Raw genomic sequence first — 18,938 nt, forward strand, 5'->3', positions numbered from 1 at the left:
TTAGTTAACTTCTGCTTGATTTCTCTTTAGGTTCAACAACAGTTTTAAATTGATTGGATATTTTTTGAATTTCCACAGAAGAAACTTTGTATTCTGCACACATTGTTTCTTCGTCTTTTCCATGACCAGTTACCATGTTAACCATGTGCTCTGGAAAATGGAATGTTGTAAATACAATTCCTTCTTTAACTTTATCTGTTACCTCTACTTTTAAAGCTACTTCACCTCTGCCAGAATAAAGTCTACCAATATCACCAGTATTTAATTCTCTTTTTTTAGCATCATTAGGGTGAACTAGTAATAAATCTTCAGAAACTATATTAATATTTTTAGTACGTCTTGTCATAGTAGCTGCATTATAATGTTGAAGAACTCTACTAGTTGTTAAAATCAATGGATAATCTTTTTTATTCGTAGCTATCTCATTAGATTCTTTCCAATCAAAATTTTTAAGTTGTCCTTTTCCTAATTTGAATGTTTTTTCATGTAAGATTTGTGTATCTGTACCATCTTCTTGTACTGGCCACTGTAATCCCATTTTACCAAGTCTTTCTCTTGTTACACCTTTAAAGAAAGGAACCACATCAGCTATTTCTGCAAGAACTTGATCGGCATCATATTCAGGTTGATCAAAGCCTAATTTTTGCATCATGTCTGTTACAATTGTTCCATCTGTTTTAGTACCAGGCAAAGGAGGTACGGCTCGATTTACTCTTTGAATTCTTCTTTCTGTATTAGTAAAAGTTCCATTTTTTTCTAAGAAAGTTGTTCCAGGTAATACTACTGTTGCAAGTTTTGCTGTCTCACTCATAAAAATTTCTTGTACAACTAAAAGCTCAAGTGAATTCATAGCATCTACAACATGTGCACTGTTAGGATCTGTTTGAACTATATCTTCTCCAATGATCCAGACAGCTTTAACATCTTTATTAATTGCCCCATCAAACATTTCAGGAATTTTTAATCCTGCTTTTGTTGGGTGTACTACTCCATATTTTTCAGTGTAGAAATTTTGAACTTTTTCATCAGCCACTTCAAAGTAACCAGCTCCTTGATGAGGTTGACAACCCATATCAGCTGCACCTTGGACATTATTTTGTCCTCTTAATGGATTAACACCAACACCTCTTCTACCAATATTTCCTGTAATCATTGCAAGATCAGCAATTAACATTACTGTTTTAGATCCTTGCTCCTGTTCTGTAACTCCTAAACCATGGAATTCCATAGAGTTTTTTGCGGTTGCATAAGCAATTGCAGCTTCTTTAACTAGCTGCTTATCAACACCAGCAACTTTCGCTAGATGATCCATATCTTGTCTCTCAATTTCTTTAATGAAATTTGCAAAACCTTCAGTTCTATCTCTGACAAAGTCTTTGTCATAAAGGTTTGCTTTCAATATATAATGCAACATCATATTTAATATGGCTACATTTGTTCCTGGTCTAAGTTTAATATGATAATCAGCAAGTTTAGCAAGCTCAGTAGTAATTGGATCTAATACAATTAATTTTTTACCTTTCATTACTTGTTGCTTAATTTTAGCGCCTGTAACTGGGTGAGCATTTGTTGGATTTGCTCCAATAACCATAAATAAATCTGCATGGTAAATATCTTCTGTAGAATTTGTAGCTGCTCCAGTTCCAAATGTTTGTTGCATTCCCCACGCAGTAGGTGAGTGACAAATTCTTGCACAGCAATCAATATTATTAGTTCCTATTGCTGCCCTAATCATTTTTTGAAAAACATAATTTTCTTCATTAGTACATCTTGCTGAAGAAATACCAGCAACTGCATCTGGTCCATTAGCTTTGGTAATTCTATTTAATTCTTTTTTAATAAAATCATACGCCTCATCCCATGACGCTTCTTCAAATTTTCCATTCCTTTTAATTAAAGGAGTTTTTAATCTGTCAGGATGATCATAAAATCCAAAAGCATATCTTCCTTTAATACAAGTGTGACCTGCGTTAACTTCAGATTCTTTAGGAGTAGAAATTGCAACAACTTTATTATCTTTAATTGAAGCTTCTAGATTACAACCAACTCCACAATAAGAACAAGTCGTTCTTACTTTTTCATCAACAGCAACTGATTTAGATTGATATACATCTGAGATGGCATCTGTTGGGCAAGTGTGTGCGCAAGCTCCACAAGATACACAAGACGAGTCCCCAAATAATGCATCATTATCTGTTGTAATCTTAGACTCAAATCCTCTTCCACTCATTGTTAAAACAAATGAACCTTGAATTTCATCACAAGCTCTGACACATCTTCCACAATTAATGCAGTTATCTAAATTCATTCTCATGTAATCATGAGAGGTGTCTCTTGGAATACCTTTATGTTGTTTTGGTACATTATATCTATGATCTGATATACCTAAATCATTAGCAACATCTTGAAGTTCACAGTTATTATTAACCTCACAAGTTCCACATTCCATTGGATGGTCGGTTAAAACTAGTTCAACAATATTTTTTCTTAAAGCCGTTAAATTTTCATTATTTGTAAAAATATGTTGGTTTTCACCAACTGGTGTATGACATGAGGCTACAACTTTAGTTGGACCATCTTTAACTAAAGCAACCTCAACCGAACAAACTCTACAAGCTCCATAAGGTGCTAAGTTTGGATCATTACATAAAGCAGGAACCTTTTTTTCACCAAGATAACTTTCTACAAATTTTAAAACAGAAGTATGGTTAGGACCAATTTCATATGGCTTACCATCTATATATGCAATTTTTCTTTTTTCTGAGCTCATTAATTATCTTTGACCATATCATCCTTCATTTCATCACCAAAATATTTTAGTATGTTCATGATAGGTGTAGGTATTGCACCACATAAAGCACATAAACAGCCTTTTTTCATTGTTACTAGCAGTTCATTTAATAACTTTAATGGAATTTTAGCAGTTTTATTCTTTGCTTGATCAAACATTTCCTTACCACGGTAAGATCCAAGTCTACCTGGGAAGCATTTTCCACATGATTCTTCAGCTGTGAATTCAAATAAATGATGAATATAATCAACCATTGGAAAATCTTTTGGAATACTTACTATACTTGCGTGTCCCAACATGAAACCAGCAGCAGTAAATTCCTGAAAATCTAGATTTAATTTTTCTACTTCAGAAATTGGAATAACTCCGCCTAATGGGCCACCAATTTGTAGTGCTTTAATAGGTTCTTTAAAACCTCCACCAATATCGTTCAAAACTTTTTTCATTGGAGTTCCCATTTCGACTTCGTAAACACCAGGATTATTAAAAAAACTATCAAAACAAACTAATTTTGTACCTGCTGACTTTTTATTACCAATTGCAGCAAATTTTTCTGCTCCATTAATGAGTGTACCAGTAGCAGCAGCTAAAGTTTCAACATTGTTAACAACAGTTGGTTTTTTATAAAGTCCTTCAGTAACAGGGAAGGGAGGTCTGACATCAACTTCTGCTCTTCTTCCTTCAATTGATGCAATTAAAGCAGTTTCTTCTCCACATATGTACGCTCCTTGTCCTATACAAATATTTAGATCAAAAGAAAAATTTGTTCCAAGAATATTTTCACCTAATAATCCTTCTTTTTTTAAAGAATTAATACATCCATTTATAGCTTCAATAGATTTTGGATATTCACCTCTAATATATAAAACACCCTCGTCACTTCCAATAACATAACCACAGATGATCATTCCAAATAATACTTTTAGTGGCTGATCTTCTAATAAGTATCTATCAGAAAATGCACCAGAGTCTCCTTCGTCAGCATTGCAGATAACGTATTTTTTTTCAGATTCTGCTTTTCTACAAAAGTCCCATTTCATTCCAGCTGGAAAACCAGCACCACCTCTGCCTGTTAAATTTGAATCTAGTAATGATTTTATAATTTCTTGTTTATCTGTATTGATAAACTTATTTAAAATATCTTTAAACTGATCTAAATTTGAAAGCTTATCATCCATTAAAAAACTAGTTGAAGAAAAACTTTTAGAGAAAAATTTTTCCTGTTCAATTTTTTCTCCTTTAATTATTTCATCAATTTTATCTATGTCATTCCCAGCATAGTTTTCACCATCATAATGAAACGCTTTATTTTCATAACAGTGACCAAGACAAAACATTTCTCCAACCTTGTTATCACCTAATTTTTCTTTTAATTTTTTCTTTAAAGACTCTTGTGTTCCAGAACACATACAAGCACTTCCATTACAGACAAAAGCTTTTTTTGCTCTATGAGATGGTCTTAAAAATTCATAAAAACTCTCTGCACCATGAATAGTGGATACGCCCATGTGGTATTCATTGGCTATTTCTTTAATACCTGTGGAATCTTTAGAGTTTAATGATCTTTCAGAAATCTTTTCAAAAAGATTTTTTTTCAGACCAATTCTACCAGATAGATTACTTATATTTTTTGACAATTTACAATTTACCCCTGTTAATGATTAAATATTTATTACAATTATTCTAAAAATTCTAGAAGTTTAAAACGAATTTAATAATATTTAATATTATTAAATAATATATATAAAAAAAATACTGACCTCAAATATCTATTTAATTCTTTCACTGCTACTGTAAATATTGAAGCTATCACCTTTGACAAAACCAACTAATGTCATATCAAATCTATTTGCTAAATCTATAGCAAGACTTGTTGGCGCACCCACTCCTATAAGTACACCTATGTTTGCCATTAGAGCCTTTTGAACGAGGTCAAAATTAAGTCTCCCAGAGCAAGTCAAAAATTGAGTATTTGTATTAAGTAATTTTTGATCAAGAGCATGACCTATCAATTTATCTAAAGCATTATGTCTTCCAACATCTTCCTTGATGGCTACAATATCACCCTTAGCCGTAAATAACCCACTTGCATGAATCCCTCCAGTTTTAGAAAATTCTGACTGATTTTGCCGGAGTTTATCTGGTGATGACATAATAGTTTCTTTTGTAATTTTTGGAATAGATTTTAAGATTTTATCTTTTTTAATAATTTCCAAGGAATCTAAGGAAGTTTTTCCACAAACACCACAGGAAGAGTTTGTTAAAAAATTTCTTTTTATCTTATCAATATCAATATTTTCAGAATTATTAATTGTTACAGTAATTTTATTTTTAATACCATATTGATCAGTAGGTCTTCCACTGTGTTCAATTTTTTCTATATATTCAATTTTTTCAACTACCTTTTCATTAAAAAGAAATCCTCTTACTAAATCCTCATCATCACCAGGTGTTCTCATCGTAATAGAGATGGTATTTTCAATCCAATTTTCTTTATCTTTATATCTAAGAATCATTTCCAGTGGTTCTTCAATGGATATTTGATCATTAACCTCTTTTGAATTATTAGATCTAAATTTTATGACTTTATAATTAGAATTCATTTAGCCAGTATATTTAAACTGGCTAAATTTGAAACAGTGAAAAGATTAGCTTTTCCAACTACTTGGGTAGTTTTTCTTTAAAATGAAACGATTTAGAATAACTGCGTAAACAATTATTATTATAGAACCAAAAATAATTGGGTTTAGTAAAAAATCATATGAAACTGCACCAAGTATTATAACAATAGGATTTCCACCTGCAGGTGGATGAGTTACACCAAGCAGTATCATCACAAAAATACCAAGACCTACAGCAATAGCTATTTGTAAAAATTGATCAATAGGTAGAAATTTTAAAATTAATACACCAACTATAGATGTTATTAAATGTCCAAAAAAAACATTTTTGGGTTGGGCAAAAGGACTTTCTGGATATCCAAAAAGTAAAACCATCGAAGATCCAAATGATCCAGCTAAAAACAACCCATAGGGAGTTTCAAAACTTAGGAATGAAAGGGTACCAATTGTGATTATTGAAAATATTAAAGCATATAGAGCTCTGTTAAAGTTTTCTTTTATTGTATTTATCATATTCTTTTATTTTTGTTATTAGTGTTATTTTAAAGTTTTAGGGCTTTTGAAAGAGTTTTAAAAGGAAGCAATAAACATTCTTTTCTAGAAATATTTTTTGAATTCATTATTTTTTTAAAATCTTTTAAATCTTTTATATTAATTTTTTTTAATTGATCAAAATTTTCATCAAAGAAAAGCTCAGCTTTTGAAACAAAATCTGAAATTTTTTCTATTGGTACTTGCATAACCCATCTTGAAAGCAAACTAACTGAGGCTTGACAGTACACGCATGATCTACATTGATACCCCATGTCTTGAACAATATTGTCTTTAACCATTAAGCTAATTTCCATCTCATCACCGCATAAAGGGTTTTTATTCCTTGATTGATGTGTATGCTTTTTAAGCACTTTGTGGTTTTCGGTATTAGATGCAATTTCTAAAATTTCTAAGTCCATTATAATTCTTTAATTAAGAGATTAATGTTTTATATTTTGATTTATGAAAGATAACAATATTTTAGCTGTTGTGCTAGCTGGTGGAAAGTCAAAGAGATTTGGTGAAGATAAAAACCAGACAAAACTTGGCGATAAAACATTGTTAGAACACGTTTTATTAAAAATTAGCAATAGATATGAGGAGATACTTATTGTCTCAAGCCACAGTATAGATACAAAAAAAATAAAAAATGTAACAATAATCCCTGATTGTTTTGATGACTTTGGACCATTAGCAGGAGTTCTGAGTGCAATGAAATGGGTTGAAGAAAATCAAAAATTATATCAGTGGATTGCAACATTTCCATCAGACACACCTTTTTTTGAAACATCAATTATTGATGAATACCAAAAAAGAATTAAACTAAAAGATAGCCTGTTGTATTTTGTTAAGTCAAACAACAAAAGGCACAATATTTTTGGCCTATGGTCAATTGAATTATTAAAACCACTTGAAAATGATTTGATTAATAATAATTTTAGAAAAGTAGAGGATTGGGCAAATAAAATAGGGGTAAAAACAATTGATATTGAGCCTAAAAAATTTGATCCTTTTTTTAATATAAATACTAAAGAAGATTTAGAAGAAGCAAAAAAAATACTAAAAAAAAATTAAAATGATTACTTATAAAGAAGCTAAGAAAATTTTAATAAAATCAAAGATAAAAATTAAAGATGAAATTATTAACTCATCAAAGTCATTAAATAGGATTAATGTATCAGATATCTATTCAGCAGTAAATTATCCAGCTGGAACTAATGCTGCTTTTGATGGTTTTGCAATTAAATCAAAAGATACAAGTAAGTTAAATAAAAATAATTCACAAAACTTTAAAATTTTAAAGACTATATCTGCGGGAGATAATCCGTCTTTAAAAAAGATAAATAAGTTTGAAGCTGTTGAAGTCATGACAGGTGCACTTATACCTAAAAATTTTGATACTATAATTCCAATCGAAAAAATTATTTTTAATAAAAATAGAAAATTTATCTTAATTAATAAAAAAATAAAAAATAACCAACACATCAGATATGCTGGATCAGATTATAAAAAAAGAGACTTGATAATTAAAAAAGGGACCATAATTCAACCATCTCATGTGTTAGCCTTTAAAACATTGGGCATAGTAAACATTAAAGTTAAAAAGAAGACCAACATTTTATTTTTTTCAACAGGAAATGAAATTTCTAATAGTAAAAATATTGCTAATTGGAAAGTTAGAAACTCAAATAGTCATTACATAAGATCCTTATCTAATAATTTTTTATTTAACTTTATAGATGGTGGAATTTTAAGAGATAAGGATGCTAAACTTTTTCAAAAAAAAATAGAAAAAAGTTTTAAATCTAAAATAGATATTATCATTACATCAGGTGCTGTATCTGCAGGTAAACATGATTTTGTTCCCCACATAATCAAAAAATTTAGTTTGTCTAATTTTTTTAAAGGTGTTTCAATTAGACCTGGTAAACCAGTAATGTTTGCAAAATTCTATAAAACAGAAAAAGCTATTTTTGGGCTACCTGGTAATCCTATTTCTTCATCTGCTTGCTTTAGATTTTTTGTTTATCCTTATCTACTTAACATTCTTGGAGTTAAGGTTGAAAAACCATTTAAAGCTAAATTAAAAAATAATTATTCAAAGAGTAAAAAGATTATTAGATTTTTAAAAGCTAAGTTAACTTCAACTAATGATGGAAAAATAGAGTTAGAGGTTTTAAAAGGTCAAGAATCTTTCAGAATTAAATCATTTGTAGAGTCAAATGTGTGGGGTCTATTCAAAGAAGGGCAATCTATATTCAAAAAAGGCGATTTAATTGATTGTTACTCTCCAATAGGGTCAAATATTAATATCTTTAAATAGATCTCATTTTTATTGTAGTACAAAATAATTACTATTAAATATCCATCAATGCTTGAGTTAAAAAATGAAAAAATTGCAATCCCAGTAGTTTTATTAGCAGGTCTTATATGGTCCTTCGGCCCTTTGGTCGTTAGGTATATGAATGACCCAAATTTAGTTCCGTGGCAATATATTTTTGCACGTGGCCTTACAATCTTTTTGATTTTAAATCTTTACCTTTTCTTTGAGGAAGGAAAAGATTTTTATAAAAATTATTTAAAAATTGGAATTTCGGGTATCATTGGTGGGACTGGTCTTGGTATTGCAATGATAACTTTCATTTACTCCATTACAAATACCAGTGCTGCTGTTACTTTGCTTTGCTTAGCTGCCATGCCTTTTTTTACAGCTTTACTAGGTTTTTTATTTTTAAAAGAAAAAATTTCATTAAATGTTTGGGTAGCTATATTTATTGCAACGGTTGGAATAATAATAATAGCCTTGGGTAATACAGAAAAAAACTCTTTATTAGGACTAATATTTGGAATGACTTCTTCAATTGGTTTTTCTGTTTTTTCAGTAACCTTGAGATGGAATAAAGAAACACCAAAATTTACGACTGTAGCATTTGCAGGTTTATTCTGCTTTGTAGTTGCTGCAATAGTCATTTTAACTAATGATATGGTTTTTCTATCTACAAGTTATAATGGAGCATTATTTTCTGTACATGGAACGTTAGTTTGTATGGGTTTAATTTTATATTCTATAGGATCAAAAGCTATACCAGCGGCAGAATTGACTTTGCTGTCATTAACTGAAGTTATAGGCGGCATATTTTGGGTATGGATTCCTATTTTAGGAATTAATGAAATACCTTCGACTAATACGATAATAGGAGGCTTCTTCCTTTTTATGTCTATCATTTATTATAGCCTTACAATTAAAACTAATAGACGGTTTATTGCTCTTAATTAATTAAGATGGAAAGACCAGATTTTTTTAATTTAAAAAACGGTGAGAAGGCTAAATTACCTTTCACAGATCAAGAATATCAAAGAAGGTTAACTAATTTAAGAACCACAATGAGTAAAAATAATCTTGATATGATTATTTTAACTTCAATGCACAACATTGCTTACTATACAGGATTTATTTATTGTTCTTTTGGTAGACCTTATGGTTGTGTTGTAACGGCTAATAAAATTTCAACAATTTCTGCAAACATAGATGCAAGCCAACCGTGGCGGAGATCTCACAGCGATAATGTAATTTACACTGATTGGAAAAGAGATAATTATTTAAAAGCAATAGTTGCAATTATTGGAAGAGAGGAACCTCCCAAGAATATTGGTATTGAAAATGATCATGTAACTCTAGATGTTAAAGAAAAGCTTACGTCTATTTTTACTTTTTCAGTTTTTAGTGACGTATCAAAAGATTTGATGCAGCTTAGAATGATCAAATCTGCTGAGGAAATAGAAATTATTAAAAATGGTGCAAGAATTGCCGATCTTGGTGGTGAAGAGATTGTAAAGAATATTAAAATTGGAGAAAGTGAACTTGAAATTGCAATAGCAGGTAGAGATAGAATGGAGCGTGAAATTGCAAAAACTTATCCTGATGCTGAATATATGGATACCTGGGTTTGGTTTCAGTCAGGATTAAATACGGATGGTGCACATAACCCAAAAACGAATAGAAAGTTAAAACCAGGAGATATTCTTTCTTTAAATACCTTTCCTATGATTTCAGGATACTACACAGCTCTAGAGAGAACTCTTTTTGTAGATGAAATTGATGACGCTTCTTTAAAAGCGTGGGATGCAAATGTTAAGGTTCATAAAAGAGGACTAGAGTTAATTAAACCAGGTGTAAAATGTTCTGCTATCTGCCATGAGTTGAATGAGCTATTTGCTGAGCTTGGTTATCTTCATTACCGAACATTTGGTTATGGTCATTCATTTGGTGTCTTATCTCATTTCTATGGAAGAGAAGCTGGATTAGAATTACGAGAAGACATAGATACTGTCTTAGAAGAGAATATGGTTGTTTCTATGGAGCCTATGATCATGATACCTGATGGAAAGCCAGGAGCTGGAGGTTATAGAGAGCATGACATCCTAGTTATAGGGAAAGATAATGCTGAAAACATTACTAAGTTTCCTTTTGGTCCAGAACATAATATTATTAAATCATAAAATATGAGTGAAAAAAAAACTATAGTTAATAGCTGGAATGAGTGGGATCCTTTAAAACATGTAATTGTTGGTAAGGCTGATGGTACTTGTATTCCAGCACCAGAGCCAGCTTTGGATGCCAAGGTTCCAGAAGATTCTGATATGCGTGGTCAGTTTGGACCAAGAACAAAAGATACAGTTGATAAGGCAAATCAGTTGTTAGACGATTTTTCAAACATGTTAATTAAAAGAGGCATTAAAGTAGATAGACCAGATCCAATAGATTTTAATAAAAAATCATCAACTCCAGATTGGGAAGCAGACACAATGTTTGGCTGTATGCCACCGAGAGATGTTTTATTAACTGTTGGAAGTGAAATTTTAGAAGCAACGATGAGTTATAGATGTAGATGGTTCGAATATCTATGTTACAGATCTTTATTAAAAAAATATTATGATGAAGATCCTAATATGAGACATGAAGCTGCTCCTAAACCAAGATTAACTGATGCAGATTATAGAAAAGATTATTTATCAGATAAAATTGGAATTCAAAAAAGATTAGAATGGACTGAAGATAAGTTTTTTGTAACAACAGAAGAGGAACCTTTATTTGATGCTGCGGATGTTTTAAGGTTTGGTAAAGATTTAGTAGTTCAGCATGGTTTTACAACTAATCTTAAAGGGATTGATTGGCTTAAAAGACATTACAAAGATCATAGAGTTCATGCTGTTAATTTTCCAGGTGACCCATACCCAATTCATATCGATGCAACATTTACACCTATTAAAGAGGGTTTAATTATTAATAATCCACAAAGAAGACTACCAAAAGAACAAAGAAAATTATTTGAAAATAATGGATGGGAAATTATTGATAGCGCACAACCAGCACATAATGAGCCACCGCCATTATGTTATTCTTCAACTTGGCTTTCAATGAATGTTTTAGTATTGGATCCAAAAACAGTTTGTGTTGAAAAAAGTGAAGTATATCAAGCAGAACAATTAGATAAATTAGGAATGGAAGTAATACCAGTTGAAATGAGAGACGCTTATGCATTTGGCGGAGGACTACACTGCTGTACAGCTGATGTTTATAGAGAAGGAGAGTTAAAAGATTACTTTCCAAAACAATAATATTTATGACATCTAAAATTAAAACAAAAAGAGAGCGAGTTAAATTTGCTTCTGATAATGTGGCAGGTGCATGTCCTGAAGTTTTAGATGCAATTATCAAAGCTAATGAAGGAGACAGTACTCCATATGGTAATGATGAGTGGTCAACGAACTTACAAAATAAGTTTTCTGAAATTTTTGAAAAAGATGTGATTGTTTATCCAACTGCATCAGGTACAGCTGCTAATGCTTTAGCTTTATCAGCAATGACACCAGTTTTTGGAAGTATTTATTGTCACAAACATTCACATATCAATACAGATGAATGTGGAGCCCCTGAATTTTATACGGGAGGTGCAAAACTTGTACCTTTAAATGGAATTAATGGAAAATTTACACCAGAAGAGTTATCTGAAAATATTGGAGGAACTGGTATCGTACACCACACACAACCTTCTGTAGTGAGTATTACTCAATTATGTGAAACAGGCGAAGTTTATCAGTTAGATGAAATTGCGGCCATATCTGTAACTGCTCATAAACATAATTTAAAAATGCATATGGATGGGGCAAGGTTCGCTAATGCTTTAGTGGCACTTGATGCAACTCCTGCTGAAATGACATGGAAGTCAGGAATAGATGTTCTGTCTTTTGGTGCAACTAAAAATGGATGTATCGCAGCAGAAGCAATTATATTTTTTAAACCAGAATTAGTAGGCAATCTTCCCTTCTTAATGAAAAGATCAGGACATTTACTTTCAAAAATGAGATTTGTTTCAGCTCAACTTGAAGCTTATATTTCAAATGATATTTGGCTAAGAAATGCAAAACATGCAAATTTAATGGGAAAAAAATTAAGTGAAGGATTAGATGCTAATCAGAACATTGAATTAGCCTATCCAACAGAAGCAAATGAAGTATTTGCAAAATTTCCAAAACCTATTATTGAGCATCTTAATTCAGAAGGTTATAAAATGAATCAAGAAGAGCTTAATGGAAAAGCAGTAAGACTTGTTGCTGCTTGGAATACTAAAGAAAGTGATGTTGATCAACTTTTAGAAACGATTTCTCAAACAAACTAGAGACATTTTCGAGTATTGAATAAACTTCCTTCCATCACCTAGACACCTGATTTTAGTTTTGGTAGGGTTGGTTCATGAGTGATATTTTTCCAAAAGGATCGGCATGGATGAATGAGGAATTCATTCAACTTTCTGAAGCAAAAATTCCTATTTTAGATTGGGGTTTTTTAAGATCTGATGCAACATATGACGTTGTCCATGTTTGGAAGGGTAGATTTTTTCAATTAGATAAACATATTGATCGTTTCTTTAAATCAACAGAAAAACTCAGAATGCCATGTAGATTTAGTCATGAAAAAATAAAAAGAATATTAGCAGGCTGTGTTAAAAAAGCTGATCTTGAAGACTCTTATGTTGAAATGATACAAACAAGAGGAATGTCTCCAAATTTTGTTAGAGATCCTCGTAAAGCGACACCACGCTTCATGGCTTTTGCAGTACCATTCGGCTGGATACTTAGGCCGGAAGATTTTGAAAAAGGATTAGATGTATATTTGACTGATATAACAAGAATTCCTCCAAGTTCAATTGACCCAACTATTAAAAATTATCATTGGATGGATTTAGTTACGGGCATGCTTGATGCGTACGAAAGAGGACATCATACTGCTTTATTGGTAGATGAGGATAACAATATATCTGAAGGCCCAGGCTTTAATATTTTTTCTGTTGATGAAAAGGGAATTAATACACCAGACCATGGAGTATTAGAAGGTATCACAAGACAAACGGTTTTTGATTTAGCAAAAGAACTAAATATTAATGTTAATAAAAAATCTATAACTATTGAAATGTTAAAATCATCTGAAGAATTATTTGCAACTTCAACAGCAGGAGGTGTAATGCCAATTACAAAAGTAAGTGGGGAAAATATTAAACAAGGAAAAGTAGGGGATGTTACAAGAAAAATTCATAAACTTTATTGGGATAAGCATTTAGATCCTGTGTGGAGTACATCTATAAATGATATATTGTTATAAAAAATGAAAAAACTTTTAGAGATCATCGTTCTGGGTTTGTTGTTAATCCCAACATTGGCTTTGTCTGGAACATTTAAAGATGAAGAGGGAAAATTTGGTTTAAAAACCAAGAAGAGTGGATTTAAGTTTCATAAAAACTTTATGGATCATAATGATTACAACTTTCAATACATTAAAGATAAAACAAAAGCACGTGCTGGAAAATATTACCAACGATTTGAACTTAGAGATGGTGATTGCTTTAGAGATGATTTTTGGAGTGATTGTGACACTGACCGAGAAAGAGTTGAGTTTTCAACAGAACCAAGACAGGCTCCAAAAGGAAAACAATGTTATGGATTTAGTTTAATGTTATCTAAAGATTTTTTCGATGTAGCTCCAGCCAAAACTACTTTAGGCCAAGTTCATCAAATTGGTGGTCCAACAGGTACAGCATCAGGCGGCCTAGCCTCTTTTCCACCCTTGATTCAAATTGATGCGCATAAAGGATATTTATTTTTTAATTGGCACGAACTTAGTGGTTCAGCAACAGATGTTATTGATAAATCAGTATTTACTACATTAAAGCCACTAAGAAAAATGAAAGAAGTTTGGACAGATATTTCTTTTTGTTTAGATTTTAAAAATAAAAGAATAGATGCATGGGTAGATGGTATTAAAAAAGTGGAAATATTAAAATCTCCAATTTTTTTTAAACCAGAAGGAATATATTTTAAGCATGGTATATATCGTAATTTAATTAGTAAGTATAAAGAACTCAAAAATCGCAAAATGCGAACTCAAGTTGTTTTTTATGATGAAGTTAGAAGAGGTAAATCAATTAAAAAAGTAGACAGAAATATCAATCCAAAACTTAAGCCTGTTGATTGATTGATTTAAAATGAAGAAACTTTTAGGGATCATGGTTTTGGGTTTATTGTTAATAACTTCATCTCAGGCGGATGATAATGTTGAAATTTATTTGTTAAATCAATTAGATGACCCAAGAGGTTTTTGTATTGATATAAAAGGTCATAAATTAAAAGCACAAATTAATAAAGGACTTCAGGCACACACTTGTTATTCTTACCAAGGAGAAATCTCTCCAGATCAAGGTTTTAATTCTCTTAAACTAACTAAGAACCAATTTATCTTACCATCCTTTAACGTTTGTATGGAAGCCTCATCACTTGAAGTATCAACAAATTTAAAATTAGAAAAATGTGATCATAACAAACTTCAAAATTTTGAATGGTCTAATAAAAATGAGATCCGCTTGATTGGTAATAGAAAATTATGTCTTACTGTTGATCAAGGGCAATCCAAGAAAGGTGGTGGTGGAACTCCAGTTCATCTAATGAGAAATTTATCATTGGAACTTTGTAATAAATCACTAAATTCTTATCAAGCTTGGAGTGTTAGAAAATAAATGAAAAAACTTTTAGGGATTGTGGTTCTGGGTTATAGGATTATCTGGGAGAGACTGATAACAAACTGATAACATTTCCGAGTTAGAACAAAATGTTCTCTTGCTTAACTTGGGTTCTCTTTCAAAAAGTTAATGTAATCAACAACTTCTTGAAACTTATCATCAGGAATATCCTTATATGAGTTACCAAACTTCTCTTTGACGCATAGAGCAACATGAGCGTAGGGATTTCTACCCTTGGGGTGATTTGGGTGGCTTGGTAATTGACCCAGTAAATAATCGCCAGCTTCCTGTATCATTTTCCAGAGTTTACTTGCGTTTTCTTTGTTCATTGTTCATTAAACTAAATTTAATCTCTAAAGTTTACAAATTCTATTGGGAGACCAATATCAATAGCACTTATTGCTGACATTGCTTCTTGAAGATCATCTCTTTTTTTCCCTTCAGCTCTTAATTCTTCTCCTTGAATTTTGATCTGGATCTTAAGTTTTAGTTTTTTTATATCAGCAATAATTTTTTTAGCATTATCTTGACTAATACCTTCTTCTAATTCACTAACTTGTCTAATAGTTGTACCTGCAGCACTTTCTGAATTTTTAATAGCTATTACTCTTGGATCTACTTTTCTTCTTATAAGATGAATTTGTAGTAATTCATTTACTTGTTTTAATTTTAATTCATCTGGTGCTAATGTGGTAATAATCTTATCTTTTCTTTCAATTGAAATTTTAAGTCCTTTAAAATCATAGCGGTTTCCAATTTCTCTTAAACAATTAGCAAGAGCATTATCAAATTCTGGATAATTTATTTTACTTATTACATCAAATGAAGGCATAATTTTTAATATTCTATATAATAATGTATTTTTTAATTAGAACAATCTTTATTAGCAGTATCATTACTTTAAAAAAAATTACTAGGATTGACCAATTGATTTACTTTGTAAGAAGCAATAAGTTATGATTAATGGAAAACTTAGTTAAAAAGTTAGAAGAGCAGATTACTTTTCTACAGCAAGAAATGTCTCAAATGAGTAATGAGCTTTATTCTCAACAAAAAGAAATAATGAATTTAAAAAAAGAAATTTCAAATTTTAATAAGAGAATTGAAGAACTAGACGGTGGAATTGAGTCTAGCATTAATAAAGAAGACAAAAAACCACCTCATTACTAATAATTTTTATATGAATAAATTTACTAAAGAAATAATTAATAGTGTACCAGTTATAGCTTTTTGTGGACTTATTACCTCTATATTTCTAGGCTTTACAATAGAATTTTTAGAGTGGACATTTAGATTTCTTGATTGGGATGTTAATTTTGGTAGCCTTTACTTATCACTCAATATTTTTCAAAAATTATTAGTTTTATGGTTTTTAGGAATTCCTTTATATTTTATATATAAAAAAATACGTCGCACTTAATCTTTATTTTATATTTAATTATGACAGAAAAATTTGATGTTATTGTAGTAGGTGCAGGTGCTGCTGGTATGATGTGTGCTATAGAAGCTGGTAAACGTGGAAGAAAAGTACTTTTAGTTGATCATGCAAAAAAGATAGGAGAAAAAATAAGAATATCAGGTGGTGGAAGATGTAATTTTACAAACATACATACTCACCCCAGTAAGTTTATATCAAACAATCCAAAATTTGTAATATCAGCTTTAAAACAATACACGCAAAATGACTTCATAGTTTTAATAAAGAAACATAATATTAAATTTCATGAAAAAAAATTAGGACAACTTTTTTGTGATGAAAGTGCTCAACAAATTATAGATATGTTACTTTTAGAGTGTGAGATGGCAAATGTAGTTTTAAAAAAAGACACAACTATTGATGATATAGACAAACAAGATGATAAATATTTTATAGTAGTTGGAGGTGATAAACATTTCTGTGAATCTTTAATTATTGCAACAGGTGGTTTATCTATTCCAAAAATTGGAGCAAGTAAATTTGGTTATGATATTGCTCAAAAATTTAATTTAAAAGTTATAGAAACATTGCCTGCATTAGTTCCGTTAACTTTTAGTGAAAAAATATTAGCAATATGCAAAGAACTTACAGGATTATCTGTTGAAGCAGTTGTTTCATTTAAAAAGACTTTTTTTGAGGAAGGAATGCTGTTTACCCATAGAGGTTTGAGTGGACCCTCTATATTACAAATCTCTTCTTATTGGAAAATGGGAGATGATATTAAAGTTAACTTATCACCAAAAATAGATGTAGATAAATTTTTAAATGATAGAAAAACTTCTAATCCTAAACATGATATAAATAATATAGTTTCAGAAATCCTTCCTAAACGATTAGCTTATATAATCTGCAATGAAAATAAAGTTAATGGAAATATATGTGAATTATCTAACAAAGTATTAACCAGTTTGAGCAATTCTATAAATGCTTGGGCGATAAACCCAACTGGAACTGAAGGTTATAGAACTGCAGAAGTTACTTTGGGCGGTATTGATACTGAAGAAATTTCCTCTAAAACAATGATGTCCAATAAACACTCTGGATTATTTTTTATTGGAGAAGTTGTAGATGTTACTGGTCATTTAGGTGGTTATAATTTTCAATGGGCTTGGTCTTCTGGGTATGTGGCAGGCCAATATGCTTAAAGATTTGTATCTGGTTGAACCTCTTCAAGTTTTTTTGGTTCTTCAATAGGTTCCGTTGTTGGGTTTAATTCAATTCCAGCTGGTGTAATAGATGAAGGCATAGCAACGAACTGAGAGTCTGGGTTTTCAACTGTTTCTCTAACTCTCATTCTATAGACACCAAACACACCTATTAAAGCATGAAAGAAAAGTAAAAATACAAAAAAACCATTAGAGCCAACAATATTCATAAATATTGAACAAAGGAATGGACCACTCATAGCGCCCAAACCAAATGTAAATTGTATACCAGCTCCAGCTGCTACGAATTTTTCTTTTGGTATATAATCATTAGTGTGCGCACAAATCAAAGAGAACATTGGTAAGCTACAAATTGAAAATAAAATTAAAAAAATAAAAAACCATACTTTACTTGTGGCAAGCTCACCAGGTAAGTACATTTGACCTGATGATAGAATAGCAAGTAATGCAAAGATAGAAGCACCAAAAGTTGAGATGACTATTACTTTTCTCCTATCATATTTATCAGAAAGTTTTCCAATAGGATATTGAGAGATTGCACCAGAAATTGCTAAAAGAAAAGTTACAAGTGATATTTGAAAAATAGTAAAATTCATCGATGCTGCATATACCGCTAACAATGTAAATAGTGCTGACTGGATTGTTCCATAAAAAAGAGCACTTACCATTCCAAATGGTGAAGTTTCATAAAGTTCTTTTAAAGGCATACTTTTAATTTTTTTAAATGTAGGAGGTTTTTTTTTAGTTAAGAGAATAGGTATAAGGGCAACAGACGTAATAATTGAAACCAGTATGAAGGGTTGATAATTTTCTGGTCTACTAAAGTTCAATAGAAACATTCCTACACCCATTGATCCATATAAAATAACCATATAAATTGATAAAACACTTCCCCTATTTTTATTGCTTGACCTGTCATTTAACCAACTTTCAGCAACAGTATAAATACAAACCATACTTATTCCGGTTAAAACTCTTAAAAAAAACCAAATATAAGGATTAATAAAAATAGAATGAACCAAAATAATTAAAGATGCTAAAGATGCAAAAGCTGCAAACACTCTGATATGACCAACCCTTGATATAAGATTAGGAATTGTTGAGGCACCAATAAAGTATCCAACAAAATACCCAGACATCATAAATCCAGTTGCCGCAAGACTGAATTCTTCTTGAACAGCTCTTACACCTAGGAGTGAACTTTGAAATCCATAGGCCATCATTAAAAATCCCATACCTAAAAACAATGCCCAAGAATTCTTTAAAACTTTATTCATA

At 30.9% G+C, this 18,938-nt stretch carries 19 protein-coding genes; 11 read left to right on the forward strand and 8 right to left on the reverse strand.

Annotated elements, in window-relative coordinates; genetic code table 11:
• Positions 1 to 4: 4 nt before the first annotated feature.
• The 5 genes from fdhF to ABXT72_RS01495 form a co-directional block, all read right to left on the reverse strand.
• The gene (gene fdhF, locus ABXT72_RS01475; RefSeq protein WP_415278589.1) at positions 5 to 2,770 is read right to left on the reverse strand and encodes a formate dehydrogenase subunit alpha; all 2,766 of its coding nucleotides are present in this window, start codon (positions 2,768 to 2,770) and stop codon (positions 5 to 7) included.
• Positions 2,770 to 4,428 carry an NADH-ubiquinone oxidoreductase-F iron-sulfur binding region domain-containing protein gene (locus ABXT72_RS01480; RefSeq protein ID WP_415278591.1) on the reverse strand — a complete coding sequence of 553 codons (1,659 nt, stop codon included), beginning with the start codon at positions 4,426 to 4,428 and terminating at the stop codon, positions 2,770 to 2,772. Before ABXT72_RS01480 ends, fdhF begins: the two co-directional genes overlap by 1 nt.
• A 132-nt stretch (positions 4,429 to 4,560) precedes the next feature.
• Positions 4,561 to 5,394, reverse strand: coding sequence for a formate dehydrogenase accessory sulfurtransferase FdhD (gene fdhD, locus ABXT72_RS01485; RefSeq protein WP_415278592.1), 834 nt, complete (start codon positions 5,392 to 5,394; stop codon positions 4,561 to 4,563).
• Between the two features lie 45 nt (positions 5,395 to 5,439).
• Positions 5,440 to 5,925: an HPP family protein gene (locus ABXT72_RS01490; protein ID WP_415278594.1), complete on the reverse strand. Its 486-nt coding sequence runs from the start codon at positions 5,923 to 5,925 to the stop codon at positions 5,440 to 5,442.
• A 29-nt stretch (positions 5,926 to 5,954) separates the two neighbouring features.
• A complete protein-coding gene (locus ABXT72_RS01495) occupies positions 5,955 to 6,365 on the reverse strand; it encodes an iron-sulfur cluster assembly scaffold protein (protein WP_168606568.1) in 411 nt (136 codons plus the stop codon).
• A gap of 43 nt (positions 6,366 to 6,408) precedes the next feature.
• Here ABXT72_RS01495 and ABXT72_RS01500 point away from each other — a divergent pair, with 43 nt between their 5' ends.
• The 9 genes from ABXT72_RS01500 to ABXT72_RS01540 all read left to right on the forward strand — a co-directional run bounded on the left by ABXT72_RS01500 (position 6,409) and on the right by ABXT72_RS01540 (position 15,014).
• Complete coding sequence (locus tag ABXT72_RS01500) at positions 6,409 to 7,020, forward strand: molybdenum cofactor guanylyltransferase (RefSeq protein WP_415278595.1); 612 nt, start codon at positions 6,409 to 6,411, stop codon at positions 7,018 to 7,020.
• Position 7,021: 1 nt separating this feature from the next.
• On the forward strand, positions 7,022 to 8,269 hold the full coding sequence (locus ABXT72_RS01505; RefSeq protein WP_415278597.1) for a molybdopterin molybdotransferase MoeA: 1,248 nt from the start codon (positions 7,022 to 7,024) through the stop codon (positions 8,267 to 8,269).
• 48 nt (positions 8,270 to 8,317) lie between these two features.
• Complete coding sequence (locus ABXT72_RS01510) at positions 8,318 to 9,223, forward strand: DMT family transporter (RefSeq protein WP_415278598.1); 906 nt, start codon at positions 8,318 to 8,320, stop codon at positions 9,221 to 9,223.
• A gap of 5 nt (positions 9,224 to 9,228) precedes the next feature.
• A complete protein-coding gene (locus tag ABXT72_RS01515; RefSeq protein WP_415278599.1) occupies positions 9,229 to 10,446 on the forward strand; it encodes an aminopeptidase P family protein in 1,218 nt (405 codons plus the stop codon).
• A gap of 3 nt (positions 10,447 to 10,449) precedes the next feature.
• A complete protein-coding gene (locus ABXT72_RS01520; protein WP_415278600.1) occupies positions 10,450 to 11,565 on the forward strand; it encodes a serine/threonine protein kinase in 1,116 nt (371 codons plus the stop codon).
• Positions 11,566 to 11,570: 5 nt separating this feature from the next.
• Complete coding sequence (locus ABXT72_RS01525) at positions 11,571 to 12,626, forward strand: threonine aldolase family protein (RefSeq protein WP_415278601.1); 1,056 nt, start codon at positions 11,571 to 11,573, stop codon at positions 12,624 to 12,626.
• Between the two features lie 74 nt (positions 12,627 to 12,700).
• Complete coding sequence (locus ABXT72_RS01530; RefSeq protein WP_415278602.1) at positions 12,701 to 13,606, forward strand: aminotransferase class IV; 906 nt, start codon at positions 12,701 to 12,703, stop codon at positions 13,604 to 13,606.
• A 3-nt stretch (positions 13,607 to 13,609) separates the two neighbouring features.
• Entirely contained in the window at positions 13,610 to 14,476 is an 867-nt protein-coding gene (locus tag ABXT72_RS01535) for a heparin lyase I family protein (protein WP_415278603.1), read from the forward strand.
• Positions 14,477 to 14,486: 10 nt separating this feature from the next.
• Positions 14,487 to 15,014, forward strand: coding sequence for a ricin-type beta-trefoil lectin domain protein (locus ABXT72_RS01540; RefSeq protein WP_415278605.1), 528 nt, complete (start codon positions 14,487 to 14,489; stop codon positions 15,012 to 15,014).
• A gap of 104 nt (positions 15,015 to 15,118) precedes the next feature.
• Here ABXT72_RS01540 and ABXT72_RS01545 read toward each other — a convergent pair whose 3' ends face one another.
• Positions 15,119 to 15,346: a hypothetical protein gene (locus ABXT72_RS01545; RefSeq protein ID WP_271616673.1), complete on the reverse strand. Its 228-nt coding sequence runs from the start codon at positions 15,344 to 15,346 to the stop codon at positions 15,119 to 15,121.
• Between the two features lie 17 nt (positions 15,347 to 15,363).
• Positions 15,364 to 15,849, reverse strand: a complete 486-nt coding sequence (locus tag ABXT72_RS01550) for a YajQ family cyclic di-GMP-binding protein (RefSeq protein WP_415278606.1) — start codon at positions 15,847 to 15,849, stop codon at positions 15,364 to 15,366.
• A 131-nt stretch (positions 15,850 to 15,980) separates the two neighbouring features.
• Here ABXT72_RS01550 and ABXT72_RS01555 point away from each other — a divergent pair, with 131 nt between their 5' ends.
• On the forward strand, positions 15,981 to 16,187 hold the full coding sequence (locus ABXT72_RS01555; protein WP_415278607.1) for a SlyX family protein: 207 nt from the start codon (positions 15,981 to 15,983) through the stop codon (positions 16,185 to 16,187).
• Between the two features lie 270 nt (positions 16,188 to 16,457).
• Complete coding sequence (locus tag ABXT72_RS01560) at positions 16,458 to 17,639, forward strand: NAD(P)/FAD-dependent oxidoreductase (protein WP_415278609.1); 1,182 nt, start codon at positions 16,458 to 16,460, stop codon at positions 17,637 to 17,639.
• On the opposite strand, the gene ABXT72_RS01565 is transcribed toward ABXT72_RS01560, so the two are convergent.
• Complete coding sequence (locus tag ABXT72_RS01565) at positions 17,636 to 18,937, reverse strand: MFS transporter (RefSeq protein WP_415278610.1); 1,302 nt, start codon at positions 18,935 to 18,937, stop codon at positions 17,636 to 17,638. The genes ABXT72_RS01560 and ABXT72_RS01565 overlap by 4 nt on opposite strands.
• Between the last annotated feature and the right edge of the window lies 1 nt (position 18,938).

Source organism: Candidatus Pelagibacter sp. Uisw_094 (assembly GCF_047729535.1).
Taxonomy (GTDB): Bacteria; Pseudomonadota; Alphaproteobacteria; order Pelagibacterales; family Pelagibacteraceae; genus Pelagibacter.